Genomic DNA, 25,979 nt, shown 5'->3' with positions numbered 1-25,979 from the left:
GCGGGGCGGGATATCGGGTGGAGAGAACTAGTGATCCCTGCGAGAGTGAGCCTAATGCTACTGCTGCCTGCGGTGGCCGTATTTCTGCTATTTTTTCTGCTCCCGTTGTTGCTCGTTCTCGAGGAGAGCTTTCGCGCATACGTACCCGGCCGTATCGGAGGGGTGGAAGGGGTTCCGCTTACTGTAAAGAATTATACTGAACTTCTTCACCCAGCATATGCCCGCTACTTTATTCAAACGTATTTCCTGTCGTTCTGCGGGTCCGCTCTCGCTATTCTGATTGGCTTTCCAATAGCTTACAACATTGCAAGGAACGCCTCCCCGCGCGTGCAAAAGGCTTGGATAGCCGCGTTCATCGGCCTGTTGTTCCTGAGTGCACTAGTTAGGATCTTTGCAATTCAGTTGACATTCGGCTCCGTTGGGATGCTTGCACCGATCACCACCTTCCTGGGTGTCAACATTAATGGTGACACCTACACCAACTTAGTCATCATCGCGGGATTGCTTCATTATGAGATACCTTTGTCTGTCTTGATCTTGATGGGACCGATATTGAGCCTTAATCCCCGCTTGACGGAAGCTGCTCAGTCCCTGGGAGCGTCGAAACTGGAGTCTCACCTAACGGTAACAGTGCCCTTGTGCATCAAAGGACTAGTCGCGACATTTCTGGTGTCAATGACATTTGGCGTAAGTGCGTTCGTCATACCTTGGATACTGGGGCGTGGGCGCGTAGTATTCATCTCAAACCTTATTTACAGTCGATTCAGCGAAACTGCCAATCACCAGAGCGGGGCTGCGATCGCTATCGTCATGTTGGTGCTTTCGGCGCTGTTAATTTTCGCTCTCTCCAGATTAACTACATTGTTTGATCGGAGCTGAAAATTGCTCACCAAAAGAATCGTTGACTTAGGTATCACCGTTTTCATAAGATGTATTACGCTATTAACGGCATTTTTTCTGCTTTTGCCAGTGATCATAACCATTCTAATGTCCTTCGACTCGCGCAACTACATTGGAGTGTTTCCTCCGCCTGGCCTGTCTACTCAATGGTATGTCAAATTGTGGAAGAATGATTATTTGTGGTCTGGCCTCTACACAAGCCTGCAGCTGGCGATTGCAACGACCGTGCTTGCCACCGTAATTGGAGCGTTGGCGGCGCTGGCGATCAACCGAATGCCGCCTCAGCGGCGCGACTTGTTCACTACGGCATTCCTGTCGCCTCTCCTGTTGCCCGGGGTTGTACTTGGGTTCGGACTGCTTATGTTTTTGTCGAGTTTCACTTGGTTGCCGCTGTTTCCGCAGCTGCTCGCCGGTCATCTGATCATCTCGCTCCCCTTTACGATAAGGCTGACACTAATCGCGCTTTCGGGGGTAAGTGAAACGCTTCGGGAGGCGGCATTGAACCTCGGCGCGAACGAGCGGCAGACATTCTTCACGGTCACGTTGCCGCTGGCCAAGAACGGCATTGTTGCGGGGGCGGTTTTCGCATTTGCGTTATCCATGGACGAGCTGGTGATCAGTGTCTTTCTGAGCAATTTTGAAACCTATACACTTCCAGTAGCGCTCCTTACTCTGATGAGATCGCAATTTGACCTTACGCTCGCTGCGGCCGCGGTGGTGCTGACGGGGCTGGTTATAATCATGCTGTTTGCTCTGGATCGCGCGCTCGGTCTGGAACGAGTAATAGGCCAGGGTCCCTACAGGGTTTGATCTTATGAATGTCCTCGAACTGAAAAACGTCACCAAAAAATATGGACAACTCTTAGCGGTCGATGATGTTTCCCTGGAGGTAGAGCGTGGGCGCGTGATCTCGCTGCTGGGGCCAAGCGGCTGCGGAAAGACGACTACTCTTCGCATAATCGCGGGCTTTACCTCGAACCATAACGGATCCGTGGAAATCGGTGGCAAAGACGTTAGCCAACTGAAGCCTTATGAGCGCAACGTCGGCCTGCTTTTCCAGGATTACGCTCTCTTTCCTCATATGACGGTCGCCCAAAATATCGCATACGGCTTGCGGTACCGCAGAACGCAGGCATCAGCGATACCTTCTCACGTCGACCGAATGCTTTCGCTCGTGCGATTGACCGGTATGCAAAGCAGGTACCCGAGAGAGCTGAGCGGCGGCCAACAGCAGCGTGTGGCACTCGCACGAGCGCTCGCGATCGATCCCCAAGTTGTCCTTCTAGACGAACCTTTGTCGGCGCTTGACGCGAAGCTTCGACTGGAACTGCGCATTGAGTTGAAGGAGATCCTCAGATCGGTCGGGGCGACTACGATCGTCGTCACGCATGACCAGGAAGAGGCTCTCAGTTTGAGTGATGAGGTCGTCATAATGAATGCAGGAAGGATTGTACAACGGGGATCACCGACTGAGGTCTACGACACGCCAGCCGACAAGTTCGTCGCCGAATTCGTGGGGAGGTCTAATTGGTTCCATGGATCGAGGCGTGACGGTCCGGGTGACGTTAGCTCCTATGTCACCGGCGATGGACTCGAAATTCGGGCGAGATCAGCCCCATCCGGGTGGCAAGGCAGTGCCGACCTTTGCGTTAGGCCGGAAAATATCGAGATCATTGACGGCGCTGCGGCTAAGGTGACGGAAGGTTACGATTCTAATCTACTGACCGGCGTTGTGATCGATATTGCGCCCCTTGGCGCCGACGTGCACGTGGTCGTCGAATTGGCGGGTAAGGTCCGGTTACTCGCGATCCGCAAGAATTACGGGAGAGTTCCGGAATTCGTTGCTGGACAGCCTGTAGTTGTCCTCTTTTCGGCATCCGATGTCCTCGTGTTCTAAGATCTCAGAGCGTCTTTGATTCTAAGCGCTGTCCCGGTGGCACCTTTCGCGCGTTGACGTGAGGGACGATGTTGGGAAGCTCTTGAGGGCTTCGGCACATGACGATTTCAGAGCTTATGCTAAATCCAGCGATCACGAGCCCGCGCGCCGGTTCGAGGTGTTCACAGCGCCGCCCATCGTCTCGCGCATAAGCTCGCAAGCCGGTCCTTGGGGCGTGCTCCTCGCGTGGAGATGGCCCGCAAGCTAGACCGGCAAACGACCCGACACTTTGTTACCAACGTGACAGTCGCGCAGTGCTCATCAACCCGACAACCGAAGGAGCGTCAAGATGACCCAGGACTCAACGATGGCGAACGTGCAGGCGCGCGCGCGCCCCACCGGCCAGGTTGCCGCACCCGCCAGCGGCCAAGCGGCCGATCCCGGCGTCGTGCCATTTCCAAAGCCCCAGTTCGAGGTGGATCTGGAGCAGGATGTCCGCGTCCCCATGCGGGACGGGGTCGGACTCTACGCCGACATCTATCGTCCGCGGGGCGCCGGGCAGCGGCTTCCGACGATCCTGATCATGACTCAGTACAACAAGGAGCCCTATCGCGAGTGCGCTTTGAATACGCACGCCGGCGTCCCCTATATGTTCGCGGGCCAGGGTTTCACGGTCGTGGTGCAGGACATTCGCGGCCGCTTCCGTTCTGAGGGCGTTTTCCGTCCACACAACGATGCCGACGACGGCTACGATACCGTCGGCTGGGTGGCTTCGCAGCCTTGGTCAAACGGTAAGGTCGGCATGTACGGCTGTTCGTCGCTTGGTATCAACCAGGTGATGATTGCGACGCGGCGCCCGCCTGCCCTGGCGGCCATCCTGCCGCAGGGCTCAGGCACCGCGATTCGTAACAAGCTGGGTGGGTTTATCAACTCCGGCGTGCCGGAGCTCGGCTGGGCATTCGATTGGTTCCGCACAGACGGCAATCGGACATCCCAGAGCGGTCCAGACATCGACCTCCAGGAATTCCTGAAAACCCTGCCCCTTGCCGACATGACCGAACGGGCAGGCGGTTTCCCCAACGACTGGCGAGATGTGGTAACTCATGAACTGGGAGACCCTTATTGGCGGCAGTTCGCCTCCTTCGACGAGAAGTCGTGTCCCAACGTGCCTGCACTGTGGGTCGAATCCTGGTATGACAATGCGGTCAACGACACCTTCGAATTGTTCAATGGGTTCAAGAAACAGTCGACAACGGAACGCGCGCGGCACAATCAGTATGTAATCATCTCCCCCACCGGTCATTGTCAGAGCGAATCCGCCCGGACGCCGTTCATAGTGGGTGAGCGCGACGTCGGGGACGTCCGCCAGGACTACTGGTCGATCTATCTGCGCTGGTACGACCACTGGTTGCGTCGCGACGGCAAGGGCGATCTCAACATGCCGCACGTCCAATATTACCTGATGGGGGCGAACCGCTGGAAGACCGCCGACGAATGGCCGCTGCCGGGCACTCGATTCACCCCCTTCTACTTCAGCAGCGGGGGACACGCGAACACTAGTAATGGCGACGGCAAGCTGTCCACAGCGATGGCGTCGGGACCCGCCGACCACTATCGCTACGATCCTGCCGATCCCACCCCCAGTCCTGAAGCCATCCGTCGATGCGATGCCTCCGGCAGCGCCGCGGACCAGCGCGAGGTCGACTTACGGTCTGACCGCTTGGTCTACACAACCGAGCCGCTTCGGTCAGGCGTGGAGGTGACGGGTCCACTGCGCGCCGTGCTTTACGTTTCATCATCCGCGCGGGACACCGACTTCGTCGTGACATTGAGCGATGTTTATCCCGATGGCCGGGTTTTCAATCTGCAAAAAGGTATCGCGCGAGCGCGCTATCGCGAGGCCTATAAGGCGCCGGTGCGCTATCTCGAGGATTATAGCCGTCCTAGTCTGATGACGCCGGGGAAAGTCTATCGCATCGATGTGAACATGGCGGCGACGGGCAATTGGTTCGGTCCCGGCCACCGCATCCGCGTGCAGGTGGCGAGCAGCAGCTTCCCGCACTTCGCTCGCAACTTGAATACCGGCGGCGACAATGTCACTGAAACCGCGGGTGTGGTTGCGGAGAATTGCATCTACCACGACCGCGGCCACCCCTCGCATGTCATCCTGCCGCTGGTGCCGTGAGACGGACGCCCTCAACGTGACGGTCTTCAATCGGAGAGCGCACGCGCGTCCACGCTCATCCGCTGCAGGATCTGCAGGGCGCGGCCGAAATGGTGGCTGCATCCACTTCGTGGAAAGCCCGCAGGCCAGGCGCCCAGCACCCTCCTCACGCCAAGCAGGGGGTGGCTCGGATCCGGCGCATAGAGGTGACCAAAACCGGCTTTCTTGTCAGCGTGCAGATGGCCGTGACGGTCCCGAGCAGCGTCTCGGCTTGCTCGTCCAGAGGCCTTTCTTGAGGTGGCCTTCAGGAAGGCGTGGATTGGCGCCAATTCCGATACTGGACGCAGTGATGTCGTCGCTCGCCAATTCAGGCAGCCGACAGGTGCCACTGAAGGAGAACTTGGGTCGTTTATCCCTAAAGGAACTCAGCGCCTGGCGGCCTGCATTCAGGGAAATCTAGTTCCAAGCGGGCGCTATTATACCCGACGACCTGAACCCACGCTCTTTCGGAGTTGTTAACGGCGTCCCAGACACGCGTTCAGTCGGGATCGTGAACCTTGAACGGAAGCTGCCACCTGTTGCGGAGCCTGCCGCAGAGCACTTCTACGTCGTCACCGAGCCAATCCCCGGCCTTGGAACGCATTTTGATTCACTTCGCCTGGTGATTTGCTCGGAGGCGTTGGATGCGGGGACAGGCGGGGTTCTGGGACATTGATGAGCGTTATGTGCGGCTGAGCGAGGCCGGCGATCCACTGGAGAAGCTGAACACGGTGGTGCCTTGGGAGGTGTTTCGCAAGCCGCTGGCCAAGGCGCTGAAGCGTTCCGATGGCGCCAAAGGCGGCCGGCCGCCCTTTGATGCGGTGATAATGTTCAAGATCATGGTGCTGCAGGCGCTGTACAGTCTCTCGGACGATCAGGCCGAATTTCAGATCCAGGACCGGCTTTCCTTCATGCGCTTCCTCCGGCTGGGGCTCGGCGACAAGGTTCCGACGCCAAAACGATCTGGTTGTTTCGGGAGCACCTCACGCAGGCCCGGGCAGTGGAGAACCTGTTTGCCCGTTTTGACAAGCACCTCAGCAAGGCCGGCTATCTGGCGATGGGCGGGCAGATCGTCGACGCGACGATTGTGGCGGCGCCCAAGCAGCGCAACACGGACGCCGAGAAGGCCGACATCAAGGCGGGCAAGGTGCCGGACGAATGGAAGAACAGACCAGGCAAATTGCGTCAGAAGGACCGGGATGCGCGCTGGACGGTGAAGTTCTCAAAGGCCAAGGCCGACGAGGTGATGGGCTAACCCGGGGATGGGTGGCATCCCCGCGGACTTCTGTTTCGATCAAACTGCCGGACGACCTCGATCATTTCTTGCCGTACTTCTTCGCAATCCGCCACTGCGGGGGCGGCGCAGATGAGCCGGCAATCCCGAGGTCGATCTTCCAGACTGAGCCGGATTATCGGAGATATTTTTCGATGAAGCTCTGCGGCGAACCGAGTACCACGCTCGAAAGAGTGGCAGCGGATTGTTTCGAAAAACGGCGATCCTGCGGTTCCCACCACTCCCCTTCTCGTGCTCGTCGGAACTCTCCCTCCGCCCTGTCCGGTTTTGGCGGCCCTACGTGTGCCTAAGCCGAAGGAATTAACATCTCCCGTAGTACAGCAGCGGCTACGTCGCTGCAGAAAAAGAGCGGGCCTCTGCGGATGATCGTAAGAGATTGCAGTTTTCCTGCGCGGATCGGTTTCACTTTGCACATCCCCGCTCGGGAGTTGCACTAAACTAAGTTGCGTTAGTCTGAAAGCGAGCAGCGGATCGCTTAACCAAAAGGGAGGAAGAAATCATGAATCACGTCGCAGGCAGCGTGAGCCGCCGAACTCTTCTCAAAACCGGTGCCGCGCTCGGTGGAGGAATCGTAGCTGCCGGCATGCCGCTCTCGCAAGCCATCTGGGCCGCCGAGGGCAAAGTGCTCACGGTGCGCTCATCTGCGGATGTCGGCCAACTCGACCCCGCGTACTACGGAGGGCACGAAAACTCCGAGGTAATGAGCTGCATCTATTCGAAGCTAATCCGGTATAAGGCGGGTTCTGAATGGGGCTGGGAACTCGAAGCGGCAGAAAAAATCGAACAAGTCGATCCGACCCACGTCCGTTTTAAACTCAAGAGAGGCATAAAGTTTTCGGACGGCTACGGCGAACTAACCGCCAAGGATGTCAAATTCTCGTTTGAGCGTCCGATCAAGCTAAAATCAACCCAAAGTGATGATTTTGGCCCGCTTGATCACATCGAATTGGAGGATGACTATACAGGCGTAATCGTATTCAAGGCGCCGTTCGCGCCGGCTTGGACCCTCGCGCTTCCCTACGGCTTAGGCCATATTGTTTCCGAGGCTGCAGTTGTGAAAGCAACCAAGGATGGCGGCGGTTTTGGCATGAAGCCTACTGCCTTCTCTGGCCCGTATGTTTTCGCCGATTGGAAGCCGAAGCAGCAGGTGCTATTGACTCGTAATCCGGAGTGGTCTGGCCCGAAGCCGGGATTCGACGAAATCCGTATCGTGCCGATTGTTGATATCAAGACGGCGGAACGCGCCTATCAGGCCGGCGACGTCGATTTCACTTCTATTAGCGTCGATTCACTTGCAAATTTCAAGAGCAGTCCGCCCGCTGACACTAAGGTCGAGGAAAAGCCCTCACTCGACTTCACCTATGTCGGCATGAATATCGACCACCCCAAGCTGAAAGATATCAATGTCCGAAAGGCGATCCAGTGGGCGATCAATGTGCCGCAGATCTTAGATTCAGCCTATGCGGGCTATGCGGAGGCGGCAACCGGCGTACTTGCACGAGGTCTAATTGGGTATCGCGATAGAGCACTCGTCCCGCCGGAGGGCGACCTCGCAAAGGCAAAGGCGTTTATAGAAAAGGCCGGTGTGAGCGATCTTACGCTGACCATCGATTGTTTAAACCAGAGCGAGTATTTGACAATGGCCCAAGTGCTGCAGGCGCAATTGTCGCAGATCGGCATTGCCGCCGAGATAAACGCCCAAGATTCCGGCTCGTTTTACACGATCGGCATGGAATCCAAAGGCGATCGCTGGAAGGAAATGCAACTCATCATCCAGCATTTCAGCATGGTGCCGGAGCCGTATTATGGTATGTTCGGCTATACACGTGATCAAATCGGTAAATGGAACTGGGAGCGATTCAGTAACGAGCGTTACGATGAGCTCCACGCAAAGGCGATCACGGTCTACGACCCGGGCGAGCGCGCGAAACTTTACCAAGAGATGCAGGATCTGATGGAGGATTCAGGCGCCTACCGGTTCCTGACCACCGGTGCGTCACCGATCATGTACCGCATTACTCGAATGCAGCCTGCAACCCGCCCGGACGGACGACCGTCTTATGTCGAATTCAAACCGGTTTAAGTTCGACTGGTCTAGGTAGATGTGGCTCTATCTTCTCAAAAGAACCGTCCTCGCGGTCGCAATTATTGCGACCGCGGTGACGCTGCTGTTCCTGATGATCAGAGCGGTGCCCGGCGATCCTGCCGCGGTTCTGCTTGGACCCCGGGCGACATCCGAAATGATGGCGCTGCTGCATCAGCAGATGGGGTTGGATAAGCCGCTTGTCGTGCAGATCGCCATGTTCTTCCGCGGGCTGCTCCACGGCGATCTCGGCTTTGACGTATTCAGTCAGAGGTCGGTTGCCGACATTGTCTTTCAGCAATTGCCTTATACGATCGAACTGATTCTGGTCTCGATCTTCTGGGCGGTCGTGATAGCCGTTCCGCTCGGCTGCTACTCAGCGATGCGGCGCAATTCCTTGGTAGATCAGGTGGCCGGCGTCGTGACGGTCGCCACGATCGCAATTCCTTCCTTCGTCGTGGCGGTCTACGCGTTGATGATTTTTGCGGTGACTCTGCGCTGGTTGCCAGCGGTCGGAGCCGGCAACGGTTTCTGGGACGGACTTATCCATCTCATCCTCCCAGCCTTTGCCATGGGGATTGGCTGGGTCGGCTACATTTCCCGACTGGTACGTGCATCAATGCTTGAGATCCTAAGTGAAAACCACGTGCGCATGGCTCGCTCGTTCGGAATCTCGGAATGGCGCATTGTTGCGCGCTACGCGCTGCCGCTCGCGATCCTGCCGACCGTGACCATCCTCAGCGTAGGCATAGGTTGGCTACTTTCATCCGCGGTTTTTATCGAAGTGGTCTTCGCGAGACCTGGCATCGGCGCTTTGATTGTGAACGCGGTCAATACGCGCAACTATCCGATTGTGATGGGCGTCGTGCTCGTGAGCACGTTCCTCATTGTTAGCGCTACGACGCTCTCCGATGTGGTCAACGCATTCCTCGATCCGCGATCCCGGGAGAAGCTCTGACATGGTGAGTATGGAAGCCATCCGTCCCGAACTCAGCGATGCCATTGATACCGGCGCCTTTCGCACGTTTTTGAGGGAATTTCGCAAAAACCGCCTGGGCATGCTCGGAGCAGTGCTTGTCATACTTATAGCAGCAATCGCGATCTTCGCTCCACTGATTATCACGCATGATCCGATCCGGATCATGGTCGGACCGCGTTTGGCTGCACCTTCACTGGACTTTCTGCTGGGTACCGACCAACTGGGCCGCGACACGTTTTCTCGCGCTATCATGGGCGGCCGCATCCCGCTCCTTGTCGCTTTCGCCTCCCTCGGCAGTTCACTGGCAGTCGGCCTATTACTTGGTTTGATCGCCGGGTTCGGTCCACGCTGGCTCGACAATTTGCTCCTGCTTTTCTTCGATACGATCCGCTCGTTTCCAGGTATCATTTTTGCGCTGGCCATGATCGCGCTTCTGGGACCAAGCTTGGCGAGTGTCATTCTAGTTATCGCAATAACGTCTATGCCCATTTACGCGCGTGTCGTGCGCGCCCAGACAGAAGCGCTGCGTAGCAGTGAGTACATCGCCGCGGAGCGCAGCATGGGTGCCGGCACGACACGCATTCTCGCCGTGCACATACTGCCTAATGTGCTCGGCCCGCTTCTCATTCTGGTGAGCATGGACGTTCCTGCCGTCATCGCCGTGGAGGCGGGTCTCAGCTTTCTGGGAATGGGCGTACGGCCCCCGACGCCCGATTGGGGAGCTATCCTCAACGATGGCTATAGCTACATCGATCAGACGCCCTGGCTTGTCATAGCCGGCGGTATTCCCATCGTTCTCGCAACGCTTGGCTTCACGTTCCTAGGCGAGGCGCTGCGCGACATATTCGATCCCAAGCTGCGGAAAGACCTATGAGACGAGATGATCCGAGACCGCCGCTCTCATCCAGTCGCCCGCTTCTAGAGATATGCGACCTAAATCTCGATTTCGGCACACCGCGTGGGCGCATTCATGCCCTGCGTAACGTGTCGCTCAATGTTCCGGCCGCCCAGGTGGTTGGCATAGTCGGCGAAAGCGGGTCTGGAAAATCGACGCTCGCATACACAGTGATGGGCCTGCTTCCCCAAAACGCGGATGTGATAGCCGGCAGCATCCTGTTCGAAGGCAAAGACCTGCTCAAAATGCCCGTTCAGGCGCGTCGGAGCCTGCTCGGCGATCGTCTTTCGATGATTTTCCAGGACCCGATGACCGCGCTCAATCCGGTGCGGACCATCGAGAGCCAGATGATCGATATCCAGCACCACGAACAAGGAAGCCGTAGCGAAAAACGCGCTCGTGCCCTCGAGATGCTTCACCGGGTCGGAATTCCCGATCCCGAAAGCCGGATCGGCGCCTATTCGCATCACTTCTCCGGTGGCATGCGTCAGCGTGTTTGCATTGCCATGGCGCTTCTGGTGAAACCAGCGCTCCTCGTCGCCGACGAGCCAACCACTGCGCTCGATGCAACGCTGGAAGTGCAAATCATTCATTTGCTCAAGGATCTGCAAAAAGAAATTGGTTGCTCGATTCTCTTCGTCTCCCACCACCTCGGCGCGGTGGCTGAGTTGTGTGACCGGGTCGCTGTCATGTATGCGGGCGAAGTGGTGGAGCAGGGGGCGGTCCGAGACATCTTCCACAATCCTGCTCACCCCTACACCCGCGCGTTGCTTGAGTGTGATCCCGGGCGTATCAAAATAAGCACACGCACTTTGCCGACCATACCCGGCGAGGTGCCCAGTCTACTTGGCAGCAAGAAAGGATGTATCTTCCGAACCCGGTGTCCCCAGGCCTTTAATCGCTGCTTGCAAGAGAACCCGGTCGAGTACCGCATCGGCCTGGACCAAGTCGCGCGATGCCATCTGCTCGACGAAGAGCGGTTGGTTTCGGCATGAGCGCGCTGCTTCGGGTTGAGGACCTACGGGTCCGCTTCCGTACCATGGGTCCGCTGAAAGCGCTCGCGACCGGGACGAAAGCCCCTTTCATCGACGCGGTATGCGGTGTGTCCTTTGAAATCCGCAAGGGCGAGACGCTCGCCCTTGTCGGTGAAAGCGGCTCAGGAAAATCCACCATCGCGCGCACGATAATCGGTTTGCAGCGGGCTGTGAGTGGCAGCATCAGCTTCGATGGACAGGAAATTGAGGAACTCACCGGGCCTGGACGGAAGCCCTACTTGCGGCGCATGGCAATGGTGTTCCAGGATCCCGTCGGCTCACTCTCCCCGAGGCTGACTGTTCGATCGCTCTTGACAGAGCCTTTTCGCATCCATGGATTAAAACGGCGCGATGCCGGAGGCGAAGCGGAGCGCCTGCTTCGGATGGTCGGCTTGCCTGCGGATTTTGCTCGCCGCTATCCCCATCAGCTTTCCGGAGGTCAGGCCAGGCGCGTGGGTATCGCGCGTGCTCTTGCGCTGAATCCTGACTTGATTATCGCCGATGAGCCGACCGAGGGCCTCGACGTCTCAGTGCAGGGCGAGGTGCTCAATCTTCTCGCGCGGCTTCAGGACGAACTCGGAATGGCCATCCTGATTATCACGCACAATCTTAACGTAGTGCGTCACATGACCGATCGCATGGCGATCATGTACCTCGGCCGCTTTATTGAGGTCGGCTCGACCGAGCGTATCTTTGAGTACCCGCGTCATCCGTACACCGAGGCGCTGCTTGCGGCCAATCCCCAGCCGGACCCGGATGCGGTGCTGAACCGAATAGAGCTCAAGGGTGAGGTGCCGAGTCTGTTGAGGCGACCATCCGGCTGCGAGTTCCACACCCGTTGTCGTTACGCGCAGGATATCTGCGGCCGCGTCTTCCCCAAACCTTCAGGAAGCCCAGATTATACGGAGCACAGCTTCAGATGCCATTTCCCGCTGGAGCGCGAAACCGCCCGTTGGAGTAGAGACAGGTGTCTGTAACTGGTCCAACAATCGCTCCACGTAGCCCATGCGAAGAAAATAGAAGAAACAAAGGTCGCTCAAGTGAGACTGAGTGAATATAGGGAACGATGACATCGGTTGGGCCGCGCTCCGGGCAAAGTGGCATCCGCGATCGATGCGCCTGCCTCGCCGGGCGCACGACGAGGTCAATTCGTGCATCAATGTCGTCATCGAGTTCGACAAAAACATGCTGCGGTCGTCGCCCCGGCACGCACGGGGCCTTTCGAGGGGTGCCATTCCTACGTACTTCGGAGTTACCGAAGCCGGGGAGCCAGCGGGCGTCGCTCGGCGGCGAGACTCCGATGCCCAGTCGCAACCAAACGCAGCGCGCTGAGGCCTGTATGCTTGAAGCCCTCACCCGGCAGCATCTTCGGCGGCCAGAAGCCAGCGCTGGATCGGCAATGAGGCCACTGAAAGACACGCACAGTGCTATGAGCCCCATGAACACCCCTACTGCGAAGGCTACCGCATATCGCTCCACTCCATCGCCAATCCCGACCTCGTAATCGACAACACGCCGCGCTGGAACCTGCCCGACCACCGCCGCAGTTGCTTCCATAACCTCCACACGACGATGCGTTATGCCATGCCCCTGCGCGCGCCCGGTGTGCTGCCGCTCAGGAAGGAGGTTGACTGGACAATCGGCAAGCGGCCAAGGTCGCACGCTATCTTGCCATGCCACATTTCTCAGCTTTGGTCGTGGTGCGCGACGATCGCTTTTTTACGAAGCTTATGCGCCGGATTTCGGGCCCGACAGGCCGCATCCCGACGCTCAACCTGATGCTTGGCCGTGCGGTGGCCGACGGCCTCGTCAATCTCAACGAGCAAATAGGCACTTATCTGCCGGAGATCGGTACGGCTACGCTGAGGCAACCATCAAAGCAGTTGCAGACATGAACGTCGCCAATGATCTAGAGCACGTCTGGTTTAATCAGCTATCCTGCGGCCTTGAAGTAGTTTGCGCATTCTGTTGGCGTAACAAGGTCGACAGCGCGCCGACGGTGTCCCATAGGGCTGCGATTGTCCGCTCGGCCCTCGCCCGCAGGAGCGGCCTTGAGCTTTGCGAAGGCGTTTTCGATGGGGTTGAAGTCGGGGCTTTAGGGCGCGCACTGGAGCAAGATCGCCCCGACATCCTGAAGCGCCGGGGACGGCCAGCTCGACCTCGATCCGGCAAAGCTCGTCTTCATCGATGAGACAGGGCCATCGACCAAGATGGCTCGCCTGCGCGGGAGAGCGCCGTGCGGCGAACGCTGCCGGGCCGGCATGCCGCACGGGCACTGGAAGACCACGACCTTCGCCGGCGCGCTAAGGCTGACCGGAATGACCGCGCCCGTCGTCTACGGCGGCGTCATGAACGGGGTCGTGTTCCTCTCCTATGTCGAGCAGGTGCTGGCGCCAACCCTGGCGCGAACCCTGGCGTGTGCAGACTTTTTTTGAACGTCCAGCCGTGCCCCCGCGGCCAGCCGCTCAACGTGCTGCGGCCGATGCGCATGGACCGCCTGGCCAAGAGCCGCTCCACCATCTCGTTCAGCGTGATGTCCTTGCGCTCCTCGATCATCCCGACGATGAAGTCGGCATCGGCGTCGAGAGACGCGAGCCGGCCGTCGTCCCTGCGGTCGATCCCGAACCGAGCCGCGGCCTGGCGAGCCGATGATTCTTCACCCGCAGCCTTCACGACACGTGACCGCAGATCCTCACCAAGTGCTCTCGCCATCATCCACCTCATAAAAGTGGACTTTGAATCAGCCAAACCGATTTGCGTCACATCACAATCGATTCATCGATCCCCGGACGTGCTCTTGCGACCCCTACGCGGCGATCTACAACTGGGAATCCGCCAACGGCTGGCGCTTGCCTCCTGAGGGCCAGAAGGAAGGGCCGACACGCTCCTTCACGATGTACTCGGCTGGATCATCGAACGCGTCAGCGACCGGCCGCTGCGCGACTGGCTGATCGAGATTGTCGAAGCGCAGGCCTCGAGGGATGCTTTCACATCACCTGCGACCGCGCGGGTGTGCCGCTGGTCGACGGCGGCGTCTGCCTCGCCGCCCGCGATCTCGCGCGCTACGGCCTGCTCTTCGAGCGCTAGGGCGAGGGCGTCGACGGTCGCCGCGTCGGCAATCCCGATTTACCCAAAGAGGCCGAGCATGCTGGAGCCTTACGAGGCCCGGATTCGGACATGGCTTATGGCCGAGCCGACACTCTCGGCAGTCACGGTGCTCCCTGCCCTGCCGACCAGCCTGTCGAAGGTCTCTTTGACGAGGGTATCCGCTCGGCGCGAGGCAAGCTGTTCAGCTATGAGAACATCTGGCTCCTAGGCCACCGTCGCGGAATCCCTGCAGCCAAGATCCACGGCGTCGCAGCCAATCCGCCGCGCTGGCCTGATGGAACCTACTCTGTACAGGGCGCAGCCACCGCGATCGGCGTGACGGCTCAAACCATACTACCTCGCCCAGGGCCTCACGGTCGGCAAAGCACGAAAGGCCAGCCTTGGTAGATCCGCCTTTCCAGCGACCAGATCGATCAACTTCAACGCCGACTGAGACCAGGCGATCAAGGAAATGTGCATCATGAAGCAATCGCGGATCCCACGCTCGGTGATGCGATCCTCGTTCACAACGCTCACCGCCTTGAACTCACTGCGCGCCCATGCTCTTGACGCAGTCGCAAACACCTGAATCAATGAACAGGTCGGTCGAAGCGGCCGCTCATGATCGCGTGAAATCCCTGCTCACGATCAAATGAGATGAGCGCTCACCATTAAGGCGGAGTTGCGCCACGTCGCCCGCAGCCCGAGGCGCACCAAGAGCAGGACGATCGTGCGATCACGGCACCATGCGGTTACTGAGGAGATCGGCGGCGGTGATCGGCGTCATAGAGCTTGGCGAAGGCGACCCTTCGAATAGGCGTCGAGCAAGGTCTGCTGGTAGATGCGTCCGACCCCCTTCAGGTTGCCGACATGGAAGGTGTCCTGGCCGCCTCAATAGCCCGGGCATTCACTCTCGAACTTACCGTGCGCCTCCTTGTCCAGCTTGGCCTTTCCCAGCGCCGCCAATTGGCTCTCGGCGAGCACGATACGTCCTGGGCGAACTTGGCCTCCAACGCCTTCAGCCGCTGCTTCATCGTGTTCAGATCGTGACGCTGCCACACCCCGCGGACGCCCGACGGCCAGACCGAGTGACCGAGCTTGCCCATTCGTCGGCGATGCGGGTCTGTTCCATAGGCGGGATATTCCAGCGTCAGCTCGAGGATGATCGCCTCAACCTCGGGCGGCGTGCGGTTGGCCAACAGCGGCTTGTTGCGCGTCAGTTCCTCAGCGCCAGTTCGCCGCCGGTCTCGTAAAGCTCCTTGAAGCGGTAGAAGCTGTCGCGCGAATAGCCCATCATTTTGCAGGCCCTGGCTGACATTGCCGAGCTGTTTGGCCAGCTCCAGCAGCCCCACCCTGGCTCGGATGATCTTTTGGTCCTTGGTCATGTCAGTGTCCTTTCCAACGCCGAGGCCGGGCGCTGCGAACCCTGACCACGCCGCGCCAGCAGCCTAGGGCACCGTCTGTCAGATGAAGTTTAAACTTTTGCAGCTTAGCTCTTGCAGTCCAAAACAGCGACGACTGCGGATCGCCCCGCGCGTCCGGCTCCATGAGCGCTCGCAACTCGTCAATCAGGCTCGGGATTCGTTTCGCTCTTCAACTTGCCGCCGGCCTCTGGACGGCGCACGCACCCACATCAAACTCCCCGCCGCTGCGCACCTCGCGCAAGTGCCCGTCCAATCGAGCTGGGGGCGACGCCAGTGCCCGCGTACCGCAGCAATCCCACAGCACCCAGCCGGCAACGCCTCGACCTTGCAAAGCGCCGCCGCGAGTGTTCGTCGAACACAGGACGAAGCGAACCATGATGCGCCCGGTCCGCAAAGCCATCGCTTGCCCTCTCGAGAACCAGACACAGCTCACGATCCATGTCGTCGAGACCGCCGGCGAGCCCTGAAACAGTCGCGAGCGCGATCCTTCAACCATCCAGATCGCCACCTTCGGAAGCGGGCCCGCCTATACGATCAGGCTGGCCTGAGGTTCCCAGCGGGGAATGACGGTAGGCCAGATCGTCGGCCGAACAACTCTGTCAAGTAAATTATCGCAATAAGATACTTCAAACAACTTTGCAGAACTTTCGCAATTCAGGCTCGTCGACAATGGTATATTCGGCAAGTCTGAGGTCAGGGAGGATTAAAAGTCAGCGCCTATTTACGCTCAGGCCGCCGCATGGGACACAACGGGAGTGGATGCCAATGGCAATAAGAGCGCTCATCCTGGATCAAGGCCGCATGAGTATTGGTCCGCTTTACGTGAAAGCGGCCCAGCGGCTTGGCCTCCTTCAATAACCCTGTCGGCCGATCCAGATCGGTACGATGTTAGCAGCCCCATATTTCATTTAGAGGTAAGGTAATGGATGTCACGACGCAAATCATTAGGCACGTCCTCAATTCCGGCTTCGAAAGGATACCTGAGAAAGCAATAGAACGTGCGAAGCTCTCAATTCTGGACACTATTGCGTGCGCGATCGGCGGATCGAATGATCCGATTTCGCACAGCGCGCGCCAACTGGGCGCATTGTCCGGCGGCAAGCCAGAATGCACCGTTTGGGTTTCCGGAGAGAAGCTTCCTTCCAGCTTGGCAGTCCTTGTTAATGCGACCACGGTCAGAGCCCCTGATTTTGACGAGACGTATGAGATTTGTATCAACGGTTGCCACGCAAGCTCATATGATATCCCGCCGGCCCTGGCACTGGCCGAAAGGGACCCATCTATCACCGGAAGAGAATTGCTGACTGCGGTCGCAACAGCTATCGATCTGCACGTGCGTCTCGCGCGTAGCGTTACCACATATTCTTCAAATACGGGCCGCGACAATATGGTCTCGGTCTGGGGCGGGGCCGCAGTTAGTACCAAGTTGTTACGGCTCAACGAAGAGAAAACCCGAAATGCGTTCGGAATCGCTTACGCCCATGCTGCGGGCGAATACCAGATGTATGAAGAAGGTGCCCATACTATAGCGCTGCAGCAGGGATTAAGGGCCCGCTCGGGGATTGAGTCGGCGTTATCAGCTATGGTGGGCTTCAATGGCCCGCGGGAACCGTTCTTTGGGAAGTCTGGTTTCTACAAGGCCTTCGAACCAGAGTTCAACCTCGATATGCTTATAGACAAACTGGGCCACGATTATGTGAACGCTTCCATGAGCTTCAAACCCTGGCCGTCTTGCAGGGGTAATCATTTCGGGATCGACGGACTGCTGCAACTGCGCAAGAAGCACAACTTCACGGGCGAGGATATTGTTTCAATTGAGCTCGGGTTGAATCGTCGCGCTGAGAGTGCTGTGGCCCAGCCGCGCGGCCAAAAGTGGGATCCAAAGGACCCGGTTGTAGCGCGTTCCAGCCTGCCTTACGCCATCTCTGTCGCGGCGCAGCGCGGCCAAGTCGGAATTCGCGATTTCCATCCCGAAGCGCTCCAGGATCCGGCCGTGCGTCGGATTATGGCCGTTACCCAGGTCGAAGTTGATCCAGAGATCGAACGAACTCACAGCCAGCATGGCAATTCGCCGACAAAGGTTAAAGTAAGGCTAAAGAGCGGGTCAGAACATTTTATTCGTGTGGACGAGCCGTTCGGACATCCGGAAAACCCAGCTTCGCTCAATGATGGCATGCGGAAACTCAGGCATTGCGGCGAAATGTCGATGCTGCCGTTCTCCAAGCAGCAACTCGGTTTGATAGGGGACTTCATCCGCGAGCTTGATAAGCAGCCCACTTTGGCGCCGCTATTTGAGCTGCTAGTGGGCGGTAAGTAGTCTCTGGTGAATGGGGTCACACAGGTCACCTGATACAGCGGCGATTTTCATGAAACAAAATGTCAATGGTGCTAACTCGCTGTCGAAAGCAGGTTCTCCACATCGTCCGAAAGAAGGAAGCAGCCGTCGCCGATTTGGATGGTGTTCCGACCCGCCCCGGCGAACAGCGTGATTGCATCTACCGGATCAACACCGGGACGGCGAATCATACGAAGGAAAGCGGCGCCGACAAACAGTTCCACATCGCCGGTCGCGAACCGGATCGGCGCTTCGTCCACGAGAATGACCCAGCGGCTTACTCTCACGACGGCGAAGACTTGATCGTGTTCGGACCGGGAAGCGGATCTTCCAGCGCTCGCCGCCTGAGGTGAAGCCGCCCGTCACCAGCGTTCCGCCCCGTCAGCTTAAGAATGTCGGAAAACGGATTGTTCGCCATTCTCCTACTCCCGCAAGCTTTGCGGATTTGTAGCATTCACCGTACGACCCGCAATTCATATCTTTGCCTCTACACGTTTTCATAAGGGTGATCCCATGACATTAAGCAAGCGGCGACTGGGTACGCGAGGCCTGCGGGTTGGCGCGATCGGCCTCGGTTGCATGGGAATGAGCCAGTACTACGGGCCGGCGGATGAGGAGGAGTCGATCACTGCGCTGCACCGGGCGATCGAGCTCGGCTGCGATTTCTTCGATACCGCGGAAGCCTATGGTCCGTACACGAATGAGGAACTGCTCGGCCGCGCTTTTCGCGATCGGCGGGACAAGGTGATGATCGCCACTAAGTTCGGATTTCGCTACAAGAACGGCCGTCAGCTCGGCGCCGAAACCGATAGCCGACCCGACTCGATCCGGCGCGCGGTAGAAGGATCCCTTCGACGGCTCCAAAGCGACCATGTTGATCTGCTGTATCAGCACCGCATCGATCGCGAGGTGCCGATCGAGGACGTCGCGGGCACGGTCGCGGAGTTGGTTTGCGAGGGCAAGGTTCGCTTCTTCGGCTTGTCGGAAGTGGGCGACGCTACGCTACGCCGGGCGCATGCAGTCCACCCAGTGTCGGCCCTGCAAAGCGAGTACTCGCTCTGGGAGCGCAACCTTGAGGGGGACGTGATCCCGGTTCTTCGTGAACTGGGAATCGGGTTGGTGCCTTTCTGCCCGTTGGGGCGTGGCTTCCTTGCCGGTCGCGTCAAACGCGCCGAGGAATATGCTGAAGGCGATACCCGCCGGTTCGATGAACGTTATCAGGGCTCGAACTACGACAGCAATGTGACGGCGGCTCAGGTTGTGTTCGACATCGCTGAAGCCAAGGGCGCGAGGCCCGCGCAAATCGCGCTCGCCTGGTTGCTGCACAAGGGCGACGACATCGTCCCGATCCCAGGTACTAAGCGGCGCGCCTATCTGGAGGAGAATGTCGACGCAGACAATATCCAACTGACTGCCACGGACATGCAGACGCTCGACGAGACGCTCGCGACAGGAACGGTTTCCGGCAATCGCTACCCCGACTGGGTGATGGCCGGGATCGATCGCTGATCGTCGGATCCGTCAACTACCCGATGCCGTAGTATCGGTGCTTGCCAGGAAACAATAGAAACGATTTTGTCGACTGTGAACAATTGATCGCTAAGCGGCAAGCGGCTTCGGCCGGTTCAGAAACGCGGCGATCAAGAGCCACAAAAACGCCTTCAGCACCTGAGCAGGAGGGAGAAGTTGTAACCGGCTGCGGCCAGATGGCGTTGATCGCATCGCCTTGGGTGTGACCGAGGTAATTGCGGCCCATTCTGTGTTCGATTCTTGATGTGGCCGATCACCTCATAGGGCGCGTGCGCCTTGCCCTTACCGATGCATTCCACCTCGTGCGCATGCAAGCTGTAGATTTTACGGCCGCGCTGGCGCTGACGCTGCTCGAGAACGGTGGAGGCCTGGTAGAGCGACCATTTGAAGGGCGCGTCCAGTTCCGCATTGCCGGCGATCTGGCGGGAGATGTCGCCGACGGTACGGGATACGTCCTGAGCCTGCGCAGAGCCTTGTTGGCCCGCTTGAACTGTTGGCGTGGGCATAGAGCTGGTGCTTGATCAGCGCCTGTTTGCCGACCCGGACATAGGACTGGCGCAGGTCGAGCCGCGTCTTCTTCGCAAGCCGCACCAGCCGTTCGCGCGCCGGTGGATGAGCTTGGCGTCGGTCGGGAACATCACGTTATTCGGCTGCACGGTCGTGTCCTAGATCACCTTGCGCGTGTCGGCCGGCTTCATCGCCCCGGTCTTAACCGCAATGCTGAGCTTTCCTGCAGCAGCACCATAGTCCGATCAGCGCAGCGACGATGGATCGGCTCCTGAGGAGTGATCCTTTTCGTATTCAGTTTTTTCCTTTTGAAGGCGGCTATGTGCGAAACCCGACACACTGACGTGGGAATCCGACGCTCTGACGCGCATGTATCCCGCCGGCGCGGCACGAAATCATGGTTTTCTCCTTTACTACTTGCACACCTCTTCGGTGGCACGTCGATTGCAAGGTCAGGCTAGGTCGCTGAGTCCAGACGAGTTGTTCCCGTCGATCAACCAAGCGCGCGCGATGCCAACAGCGCGCAGCATTCAAGGAGTAGCTGATGCGTGTAGCCGTCGTATCGAACCAAGATAACACGGGCGTGATCAACCGATTCGGTCAGCCTTGCCCGGAGTTCATCGACCGCGAGCAGGTCGAAAACATAGTCGCGGCACTGCAGGAGGGCGGCCATGAGACGCTGCTGTGCGAAGGCGATAAAGGACTGATCGCTGCACTGGAAAGGTTCATGCCACCTGATCCGCAAGGCCGTCCCTCGGGAATCGTGTTCAACTTGGCGTGGGGGATTCAGGGCGAGGGCCGTGACGCCCACGTTTCGGCTATGCTTGAGATGGCCGGCGTCCCGTACACCGGACCAAGCCCGCTCGGGCATGCGCTGGCGCTCGACAAGGTCATCACCAAGAGGCTCATCCGTGATCGCGGCGTGCCGACGCCGAACTTTCGCGTGATGCGTCGCGGCACCGAGAGTACGGGCGACCTGCGATTCCCAGTGGTAGTGAAGCCAAGTCAAGAACAAGCCAGCTTCGGATTGCAGCTTGTACAAGAACCCGCTCAGTTGAGACAGGCGGTAGAAGCGATCGTAACGCAGTATGCTCAGGATGCGCTCGTGGAAGAATACATCGATGGGCGAGAAATTACCGTCGCACTGCTTGGAAATGGGGAGCTTGAGGTGCTACCAATGATAGAATACGACTTCGGCGACCGCGAAATCCGTCATCTGAGCCGGGAACCTTTGCCGCCGAGGATTTGCCCGGCCAAAATCGGGAGTGAGCTTGCGACGGTGCTGCGGGATATTTCGGTTTCGACCTTCCGTGAATGCCAGTGTCGAGATTACGCCCGCGTTGACCTACGGATCGACCGCTCGGGCCAGCCCTTTGTCTTGGAAATCAATAATATGCCGGGCATCAGTATGCCTTCGGCTTATGTCCTGGCCGCAAGGTCCGCCGGATACAGCTTCTCAAGCTTGATCAATCGCATCCTCGATGTCGTCCATACGCGGTATTTCGGAATCGGCGTCCCCTAATACTACGTTGTCGGATCAATTGATTTTGTGATTCCCTTCGGCAGGTTAAGAAGGAGGGAGCCATGTCTGTCGTTTCATGGTCGGGGTCGTTGTTGGCTTGGGAGCAGGAGTTCACAGTGACATGACCGCTCTCATGCCCAGTGTACCGGAAATCCGCTACCTCCTGGCGCGGCTCTGCTCTGGCCGCCAATCAGCGCCTCCTTCATCATCGCCTGGCCGCTCTGGCGCAGGCAACATCAGGCCGATGCCGCCATCGCCCACTACAAGCCTCGATCAATACGCAACTGTAGTACTGGTATCGGTCCGACAGCCTTCGAATTCTTGAACCGTTGCGGAATGTTCGATGGTGCTCGTGAATGCTAGCGATACGACGGGACCGACACCGGGGATCGTCATCAACAGCCGGCACTTCATCGTTGTGCACGATGTCCAGAACTTTCTTGTGCAACCGGGCGAATTTACGCCTCGCTGTCAGCAGCGGCTCCATGATGTTTTGGAGATCAGCCATGCTGTCGACCAGCTCGCGGATACGCTCCTCGTATTTGAACGCTCCGACGTTCCGACCTTCAGGCCAAAATTGCGCAACAGTCCGCGAATGTCGTTTTCAATGGCGATCGCCTTTCCTTACAGCAGCTTGCGCGCCGTCAGCAGGGCTCGCCGCTTCTGGCTCCTCAGCGTTTTGAGGTGCACAGGCCGATACAGGTTGATCCGCAGATCTGCGCGATGCTACCGGCAGTTGTCTCGCATGCGATGGACGCCTTCTCAAGTTTGGAGCCTGCGGCAAATCCGACGAGTTCCGTTGCAACCCGGACAGCGGTGTGAAATGGTGATTCCATAGGAGGGCCGCTTTTGGCGCAAAACTTGCACTGTCTTGTGTCACATTATTGCAATGTAGAAGAAAAGTTAAGGCTCGCCAAATTGGATCGAGTTAACTCTAGCTCATCAGGCTTGGGGCGGCGTTCGCGGCCGTGCATGTAATTTGCGAAACCGGAAGCCTGTCCCGGAGAGGGACCAATGAGGGAGAACAAAAAACGACGGGTTGATAAAACCGCAGACGCTGGCGATGGTCGGCATGGCCGACAAGCGTGACTTTTCCAGGAAGCGGGCGTGTCGGTCATCATTTACGGCCCGGCTCCATCGAGCAGGCGCACAAGGCCGACGTATTTGTCGACCTCGATCAGCTGACGAGCTGCTTCACGATGCTGTCGCGCGCAAATCGCACCGATGACGGGGATCGTCATCAATCGCCGAGCGGCTCCAACTTTCTTGCGATCCTTACGCGATCGCTCAGAGCGGCGATGCGGTCATCCAATGTTGAAAGATGATCGAGAAGCTCTCTGCCGAGTCGGCGACAGCCGGCGAAAGGGTTGCTTCCGGATCGTCGAGGGCCCTGGCCAATATTCTGATGCCTTGCGGTGCGATAACTCGTGCTCCGCGAGGTGACCGAGGAAGCGTTGATCGTCTGGGTGCGGGTTCCGACGTGAAGCCGGTCGCCATTCCGATCAAAGACCGGCCACCATTCCGACTTGAAGCCGACCACCATTCCAACTTGAAGCCGACCACCATTCCAATCAAAAGTCGGCCAGTTTTCGGCACTGAACATTACATGGTGGCGGGCGTGGGTGGTCAACGTCTTTGCCCTGGAGAGCTCCAGCCGCAATGTTTCGCGAAGGAGCTGGCCGATGCGCCGGTTGATCTCCTCGGCTTCGTGTCGGGGGGCCGCTGAATCTGAGCAGCCAATCATCCGCATACCGGACATACAAAAGCCGTCGGAAATCGGGGTCTTCAGGGTCACGGGAAGGCATGGCTTGCGCTTGCTCACGCAGGCACTTGCCTCCTCATAGTTGCCTCGATCCCGTGCCCGCCGACCGGCGTTGATGATGGCGTTGAATCTGGGGTCATTTCTGCGTCGGTTATCCCGATTGTAGATTGGGAGCAGGTTCTCCTCTACGAACCGATCTAACTTATCAGGTTAGATATTGGAGAGGAGTGGGCTGAGCACCCCGCCTACAATGGTGCTAACGGTTTGAACCGCCAGAACCCGGATCGGGCGGCGCGGAGCGACACGGAACACCACCGTGTCGTTGCGATCAATCTCAAGGTGCTTGACCAGAAGGCGGATCAGATCCCGCTGGAGAGACCAGTTCACCGCCGATAGTCGATCACGAACCTGTCCGGCAAAATCTTCAAGCCGGCTGACAATCAGCTACAGCGCTACACGTTGGGAAGCCTCGTCACGCAGGGCGTCAGCCTGCCCTTCCCACCCCTTGATCGGCTGCGGGAGTCCGGTGATCCGCGGCTCGAAGTCAGCCTTGTGGATCAAACCCTCGGCATAGCCATCGATCAGCCGCCCCATGCCGCGGCGCAGCTTGGCGAGTTGTGTCTCGATGCCAGCCAGGTCGGCCGCTCCTGGATCACGGCCTGAATCACGCGCCGCTCGTGTTCCGCTGCAATCAAGCTCGGCCTGCAATACTCGCTCGACCTCACGCCGCGCCCCTGTCGGTTCGAGCACACGCGCTCGCCACCAAAAACCGTAGGTGTTACTGCCGCAGCAGCGATAGGAGGCGTAGTCACCTCTTGCCCTACGCCGAACTCAGGCTGATGGCCTTGCCGTAATAGGCATAGCCGCTGCTGGCAGACAATGAGCCCTTGCAAAAGATAACGCTGGCCCTGTTCGTACTCGGCCACCATGCCCCTAACCTGCAGCAACAGATCGTCCTCGATCGGCCGATTGAGAAAGCGTGGCGCGACAATGAAGCTGCGGCTTCTCATCAGGATTGTCGCGCCACAAGAGAGACGATCTCAACCCCGGCCCGACGGATCTCTTCCATCAACAGCATCTGATAGGCGTAGTGCCGGGCCAGCCGGTCGGGCGAATGCACGTAAAGACGATCAATGCTGGCCGCATCATGCCGGATGAGGGCTTCACCGACGAGGGCTACAGCGGAGCCACTCCGGTGCGGCCGGCCCTCGAGCGCTTGCGTGTTCGCGTCGGTCTTATTCGGCGCCATATCGAGCGCAGCCTTGGCATGGCGAGCATCGATGCAGATCGCTGGCAGCCTTTCCGCACGTAGCGCGTGACAGAACCAGACGGAAAGGGGGCCAATGTAGAACACCACGCGTTGGGCCGCCTGGCCCGCTTACGGATAAGCTCGGCAATGATCTTCGGATCAGAGGCGCACTTCCCGCGCCAGAGGCGCTTGCCTTCACGTCGGATCGACACCGCTGTCTCTTTCATCGACACGTTGAGACCGATATATTCTTCCATGGCTGTTCTCCATCAGATGCTTGGGCCGGCGTCAGGTCGTGAGCCCGTATTTCCATTCTATCGGGGAACAGCCTCCCTCCAAGGATATGATTGGTTCTCTGGGCGACTCGCTCCCGCGATTACCCATGTGGACGCTCCCCGACGGCATTGCTGTGCCAGAATGGAGTTGCAATTATTCGAAGGGAGGCGTCCGTGCCTGAGGTTACCACGATCGGTCTGGATATCGCCAAGAATGTGTTCCAATGCGCATGGTTAGGATTCATGCGGTCGAGGCGTTTTCTCGAAGCGGCTGAGCCGGGCGAAGGTGCTCGACTTCTTCGCTGCGCAACCGGCTTGCACCGCGGCTCTGGAAGCCTGCGGCGGTGCACATCATTGGGGCCGTGAACTGATGGCGCTGGGCCATGACGTGCGGCTGATCCCACCCGCCTACGTTAAGCCGTTTGTGAAGCGGCAGAAGAACGATGCGTTGGCAGAGCGCTACGCAAGCGCGGATAGTGTCCTGAAGGTTCTGCAAAAAGCTTTGGAGAGAGAACAGCCCTTGCTCTGAGGCGAGAGGCGGCCATGGCACGCTGGTGACGTTGCGATCACCGATTCCCGTGGAAGGGAGTGCCATGACCAAGCGAGACGTTAGACTGAGCAGAGGCGAGTTGAAAGCGTTGCTGTTGTCGGATGAGGACGGCTTCCGCAGAGTTTTGCAGACTGTGGTGCAGGAGACTTTGGAAGCCGAGATGACGGAGGCGATCGGGGCCGAGAAAGGCGAGCGGACGACGGAGCGGGTTGGGTACCGGTCCGGCTATTACGAGCGCAAGCTTGTGACGCGGGTTGGGGTCCTGGAACTTCGGGTTCCGCAGGATCGGACCGGCCGGTTCTCGACGGAATTGTTCGAGCGTTATCAGCGCTCGGAGAAGGCACTGGTATCGGCGCTGGTCGAGATGTACGTGCAAGGCGTGTCGACGCGCAAGGTCAAGGCGATCACCGAGGAACTGTGCGGCCATTCCTTCTCGGCCTCGACGGTGAGCGAGGCGACGGCGCGGCTGGATGA

At 58.5% G+C, this 25,979-nt stretch carries 18 protein-coding genes and 9 pseudogenes; 18 read left to right on the top strand and 9 right to left on the bottom strand.

Going from position 1 to position 25,979, the window contains the following annotated elements; translation table 11 throughout:
* Positions 1 to 54: 54 nt before the first annotated feature.
* The 11 genes and pseudogenes from AC0L2M_RS30535 to AC0L2M_RS30485 all read left to right on the top strand — a co-directional run bounded on the left by AC0L2M_RS30535 (position 55) and on the right by AC0L2M_RS30485 (position 13,159).
* Positions 55 to 879 carry an ABC transporter permease gene (locus AC0L2M_RS30535; RefSeq protein ID WP_473536748.1) on the top strand — a complete coding sequence of 275 codons (825 nt, stop codon included), beginning with the start codon at positions 55 to 57 and terminating at the stop codon, positions 877 to 879.
* A 3-nt stretch (positions 880 to 882) separates the two neighbouring features.
* Positions 883 to 1,710, top strand: a complete 828-nt coding sequence (locus tag AC0L2M_RS30530) for an ABC transporter permease (protein ID WP_473536747.1) — start codon at positions 883 to 885, stop codon at positions 1,708 to 1,710.
* Between the two features lie 4 nt (positions 1,711 to 1,714).
* Positions 1,715 to 2,797, top strand: coding sequence for an ABC transporter ATP-binding protein (locus AC0L2M_RS30525; RefSeq protein WP_473536746.1), 1,083 nt, complete (start codon positions 1,715 to 1,717; stop codon positions 2,795 to 2,797).
* Positions 2,798 to 3,125: 328 nt separating this feature from the next.
* A complete protein-coding gene (locus AC0L2M_RS30520; RefSeq protein ID WP_473536745.1) occupies positions 3,126 to 4,961 on the top strand; it encodes a CocE/NonD family hydrolase in 1,836 nt (611 codons plus the stop codon).
* A gap of 662 nt (positions 4,962 to 5,623) precedes the next feature.
* Positions 5,624 to 6,222: pseudogene (locus AC0L2M_RS30515) on the top strand (transposase); the annotation flags it as partial.
* A gap of 550 nt (positions 6,223 to 6,772) precedes the next feature.
* Positions 6,773 to 8,356 carry an ABC transporter substrate-binding protein gene (locus AC0L2M_RS30510; protein ID WP_473536743.1) on the top strand — a complete coding sequence of 528 codons (1,584 nt, stop codon included), beginning with the start codon at positions 6,773 to 6,775 and terminating at the stop codon, positions 8,354 to 8,356.
* 19 nt (positions 8,357 to 8,375) lie between these two features.
* Positions 8,376 to 9,314, top strand: a complete 939-nt coding sequence (locus AC0L2M_RS30505) for an ABC transporter permease (RefSeq protein ID WP_473536742.1) — start codon at positions 8,376 to 8,378, stop codon at positions 9,312 to 9,314.
* Between the two features lies 1 nt (position 9,315).
* Complete coding sequence (locus tag AC0L2M_RS30500; protein WP_473536740.1) at positions 9,316 to 10,209, top strand: ABC transporter permease; 894 nt, start codon at positions 9,316 to 9,318, stop codon at positions 10,207 to 10,209.
* Positions 10,206 to 11,225, top strand: coding sequence for an ABC transporter ATP-binding protein (locus AC0L2M_RS30495; protein WP_473536739.1), 1,020 nt, complete (start codon positions 10,206 to 10,208; stop codon positions 11,223 to 11,225). Before AC0L2M_RS30500 ends, AC0L2M_RS30495 begins: the two co-directional genes overlap by 4 nt.
* Positions 11,222 to 12,241: an ABC transporter ATP-binding protein gene (locus AC0L2M_RS30490; protein WP_473536738.1), complete on the top strand. Its 1,020-nt coding sequence runs from the start codon at positions 11,222 to 11,224 to the stop codon at positions 12,239 to 12,241. Before AC0L2M_RS30495 ends, AC0L2M_RS30490 begins: the two co-directional genes overlap by 4 nt.
* Positions 12,242 to 12,937: 696 nt before the next feature.
* The gene (locus AC0L2M_RS30485; RefSeq protein WP_473536736.1) at positions 12,938 to 13,159 is read left to right on the top strand and encodes a hypothetical protein; all 222 of its coding nucleotides are present in this window, start codon (positions 12,938 to 12,940) and stop codon (positions 13,157 to 13,159) included.
* A gap of 38 nt (positions 13,160 to 13,197) precedes the next feature.
* On the opposite strand, the pseudogene AC0L2M_RS30480 reads toward AC0L2M_RS30485, so the two are convergent.
* A pseudogene (locus tag AC0L2M_RS30480) lies at positions 13,198 to 13,359 on the bottom strand (IS630 family transposase); the annotation flags it as partial.
* A gap of 9 nt (positions 13,360 to 13,368) precedes the next feature.
* On the opposite strand from AC0L2M_RS30480, the pseudogene AC0L2M_RS30475 reads away from it, so the two are divergent.
* A pseudogene (locus AC0L2M_RS30475) lies at positions 13,369 to 13,666 on the top strand (transposase); the annotation flags it as partial.
* Positions 13,667 to 13,679: 13 nt separating this feature from the next.
* Here AC0L2M_RS30475 and AC0L2M_RS30470 read toward each other — a convergent pair.
* Together AC0L2M_RS30470 and AC0L2M_RS30465 are read right to left on the bottom strand one after the other, a co-directional pair.
* Positions 13,680 to 13,856 (bottom strand): annotated as a pseudogene (locus tag AC0L2M_RS30470) (IS630 family transposase); the annotation flags it as partial.
* A 1,234-nt stretch (positions 13,857 to 15,090) separates the two neighbouring features.
* Positions 15,091 to 15,736, bottom strand: a pseudogene (locus AC0L2M_RS30465) (helix-turn-helix domain-containing protein); the annotation flags it as partial.
* A 961-nt stretch (positions 15,737 to 16,697) separates the two neighbouring features.
* Between AC0L2M_RS30465 and AC0L2M_RS30460 the strand changes: the two are divergent.
* The 3 genes from AC0L2M_RS30460 to AC0L2M_RS30450 all read left to right on the top strand — a co-directional run bounded on the left by AC0L2M_RS30460 (position 16,698) and on the right by AC0L2M_RS30450 (position 19,619).
* Entirely contained in the window at positions 16,698 to 18,092 is a 1,395-nt protein-coding gene (locus AC0L2M_RS30460) for an MmgE/PrpD family protein (protein WP_473536735.1), read from the top strand.
* Between the two features lie 59 nt (positions 18,093 to 18,151).
* Positions 18,152 to 18,463 carry a hypothetical protein gene (locus AC0L2M_RS30455; protein WP_473536734.1) on the top strand — a complete coding sequence of 104 codons (312 nt, stop codon included), beginning with the start codon at positions 18,152 to 18,154 and terminating at the stop codon, positions 18,461 to 18,463.
* Between the two features lie 160 nt (positions 18,464 to 18,623).
* Positions 18,624 to 19,619: an aldo/keto reductase gene (locus tag AC0L2M_RS30450; protein ID WP_473536733.1), complete on the top strand. Its 996-nt coding sequence runs from the start codon at positions 18,624 to 18,626 to the stop codon at positions 19,617 to 19,619.
* Positions 19,620 to 19,709: 90 nt separating this feature from the next.
* Here AC0L2M_RS30450 and AC0L2M_RS30445 read toward each other — a convergent pair.
* Positions 19,710 to 20,365: pseudogene (locus tag AC0L2M_RS30445) on the bottom strand (transposase family protein); the annotation flags it as partial.
* Between the two features lie 326 nt (positions 20,366 to 20,691).
* Here AC0L2M_RS30445 and AC0L2M_RS30440 point away from each other — a divergent pair.
* Positions 20,692 to 21,669, top strand: a complete 978-nt coding sequence (locus tag AC0L2M_RS30440; protein ID WP_473536732.1) for a D-alanine--D-alanine ligase family protein — start codon at positions 20,692 to 20,694, stop codon at positions 21,667 to 21,669.
* A gap of 296 nt (positions 21,670 to 21,965) precedes the next feature.
* On the opposite strand, the pseudogene AC0L2M_RS30435 reads toward AC0L2M_RS30440, so the two are convergent.
* The 5 genes and pseudogenes from AC0L2M_RS30435 to AC0L2M_RS30415 all read right to left on the bottom strand — a co-directional run.
* Positions 21,966 to 22,383 (bottom strand): annotated as a pseudogene (locus AC0L2M_RS30435) (transposase); the annotation flags it as partial.
* Positions 22,384 to 22,909: 526 nt separating this feature from the next.
* Positions 22,910 to 23,491: a hypothetical protein gene (locus AC0L2M_RS30430; protein ID WP_473536731.1), complete on the bottom strand. Its 582-nt coding sequence runs from the start codon at positions 23,489 to 23,491 to the stop codon at positions 22,910 to 22,912.
* A gap of 384 nt (positions 23,492 to 23,875) precedes the next feature.
* On the bottom strand, positions 23,876 to 24,181 hold the full coding sequence (locus AC0L2M_RS30425) for a hypothetical protein (protein ID WP_473536730.1): 306 nt from the start codon (positions 24,179 to 24,181) through the stop codon (positions 23,876 to 23,878).
* Positions 24,182 to 24,440: 259 nt separating this feature from the next.
* Positions 24,441 to 24,680: a recombinase family protein gene (locus tag AC0L2M_RS30420; protein WP_473536802.1), complete on the bottom strand. Its 240-nt coding sequence runs from the start codon at positions 24,678 to 24,680 to the stop codon at positions 24,441 to 24,443.
* A pseudogene (locus tag AC0L2M_RS30415) lies at positions 24,654 to 24,937 on the bottom strand (IS110 family transposase); the annotation flags it as partial. The pseudogene AC0L2M_RS30415 and the gene AC0L2M_RS30420, both read right to left, overlap by 27 nt.
* Positions 24,938 to 25,271: 334 nt before the next feature.
* On the opposite strand from AC0L2M_RS30415, the pseudogene AC0L2M_RS30410 reads away from it, so the two are divergent.
* Together AC0L2M_RS30410 and AC0L2M_RS30405 are read left to right on the top strand one after the other, a co-directional pair.
* Positions 25,272 to 25,400, top strand: a pseudogene (locus AC0L2M_RS30410) (IS110 family transposase); the annotation flags it as partial.
* 148 nt (positions 25,401 to 25,548) lie between these two features.
* The coding region (locus tag AC0L2M_RS30405) for a transposase (protein WP_473536729.1) at positions 25,549 to 25,979 on the top strand (431 nt) is incomplete at its 3' end.

The sequence above is a fragment of the Mesorhizobium sp. WSM4806 genome, from assembly GCF_055811635.1.
Note: the sequence above shows the minus strand (reverse complement) of the source record. Positions and strands in the feature narration are given on the sequence as shown.

Excerpts from the sequence above, each read along its gene's own strand:
- AC0L2M_RS30450 (WP_473536733.1), top strand. The coding sequence starts at position 18,624 with ATGACATTAAGCAAGCGGCGACTGGGTACGCGAGGCCTGCGGGTTGGC.
- AC0L2M_RS30490 (WP_473536738.1), top strand. The coding sequence starts at position 11,222 with ATGAGCGCGCTGCTTCGGGTTGAGGACCTACGGGTCCGCTTCCGTACC.
- AC0L2M_RS30535 (WP_473536748.1), top strand. The coding sequence starts at position 55 with ATGCTACTGCTGCCTGCGGTGGCCGTATTTCTGCTATTTTTTCTGCTC.
- AC0L2M_RS30525 (WP_473536746.1), top strand. The coding sequence starts at position 1,715 with ATGAATGTCCTCGAACTGAAAAACGTCACCAAAAAATATGGACAACTC.
- AC0L2M_RS30500 (WP_473536740.1), top strand. The coding sequence starts at position 9,316 with ATGGTGAGTATGGAAGCCATCCGTCCCGAACTCAGCGATGCCATTGAT.
- AC0L2M_RS30505 (WP_473536742.1), top strand. The coding sequence starts at position 8,376 with ATGTGGCTCTATCTTCTCAAAAGAACCGTCCTCGCGGTCGCAATTATT.
- AC0L2M_RS30460 (WP_473536735.1), top strand. The coding sequence starts at position 16,698 with ATGGATGTCACGACGCAAATCATTAGGCACGTCCTCAATTCCGGCTTC.
- AC0L2M_RS30510 (WP_473536743.1), top strand. The coding sequence starts at position 6,773 with ATGAATCACGTCGCAGGCAGCGTGAGCCGCCGAACTCTTCTCAAAACC.
- AC0L2M_RS30420 (WP_473536802.1), bottom strand. The coding sequence starts at position 24,680 with ATGGCGCCGAATAAGACCGACGCGAACACGCAAGCGCTCGAGGGCCGG.
- AC0L2M_RS30440 (WP_473536732.1), top strand. The coding sequence starts at position 20,692 with ATGCGTGTAGCCGTCGTATCGAACCAAGATAACACGGGCGTGATCAAC.
- AC0L2M_RS30455 (WP_473536734.1), top strand. The coding sequence starts at position 18,152 with ATGTCAATGGTGCTAACTCGCTGTCGAAAGCAGGTTCTCCACATCGTC.
- AC0L2M_RS30495 (WP_473536739.1), top strand. The coding sequence starts at position 10,206 with ATGAGACGAGATGATCCGAGACCGCCGCTCTCATCCAGTCGCCCGCTT.
- AC0L2M_RS30485 (WP_473536736.1), top strand. The coding sequence starts at position 12,938 with ATGCCACATTTCTCAGCTTTGGTCGTGGTGCGCGACGATCGCTTTTTT.
- AC0L2M_RS30520 (WP_473536745.1), top strand. The coding sequence starts at position 3,126 with ATGACCCAGGACTCAACGATGGCGAACGTGCAGGCGCGCGCGCGCCCC.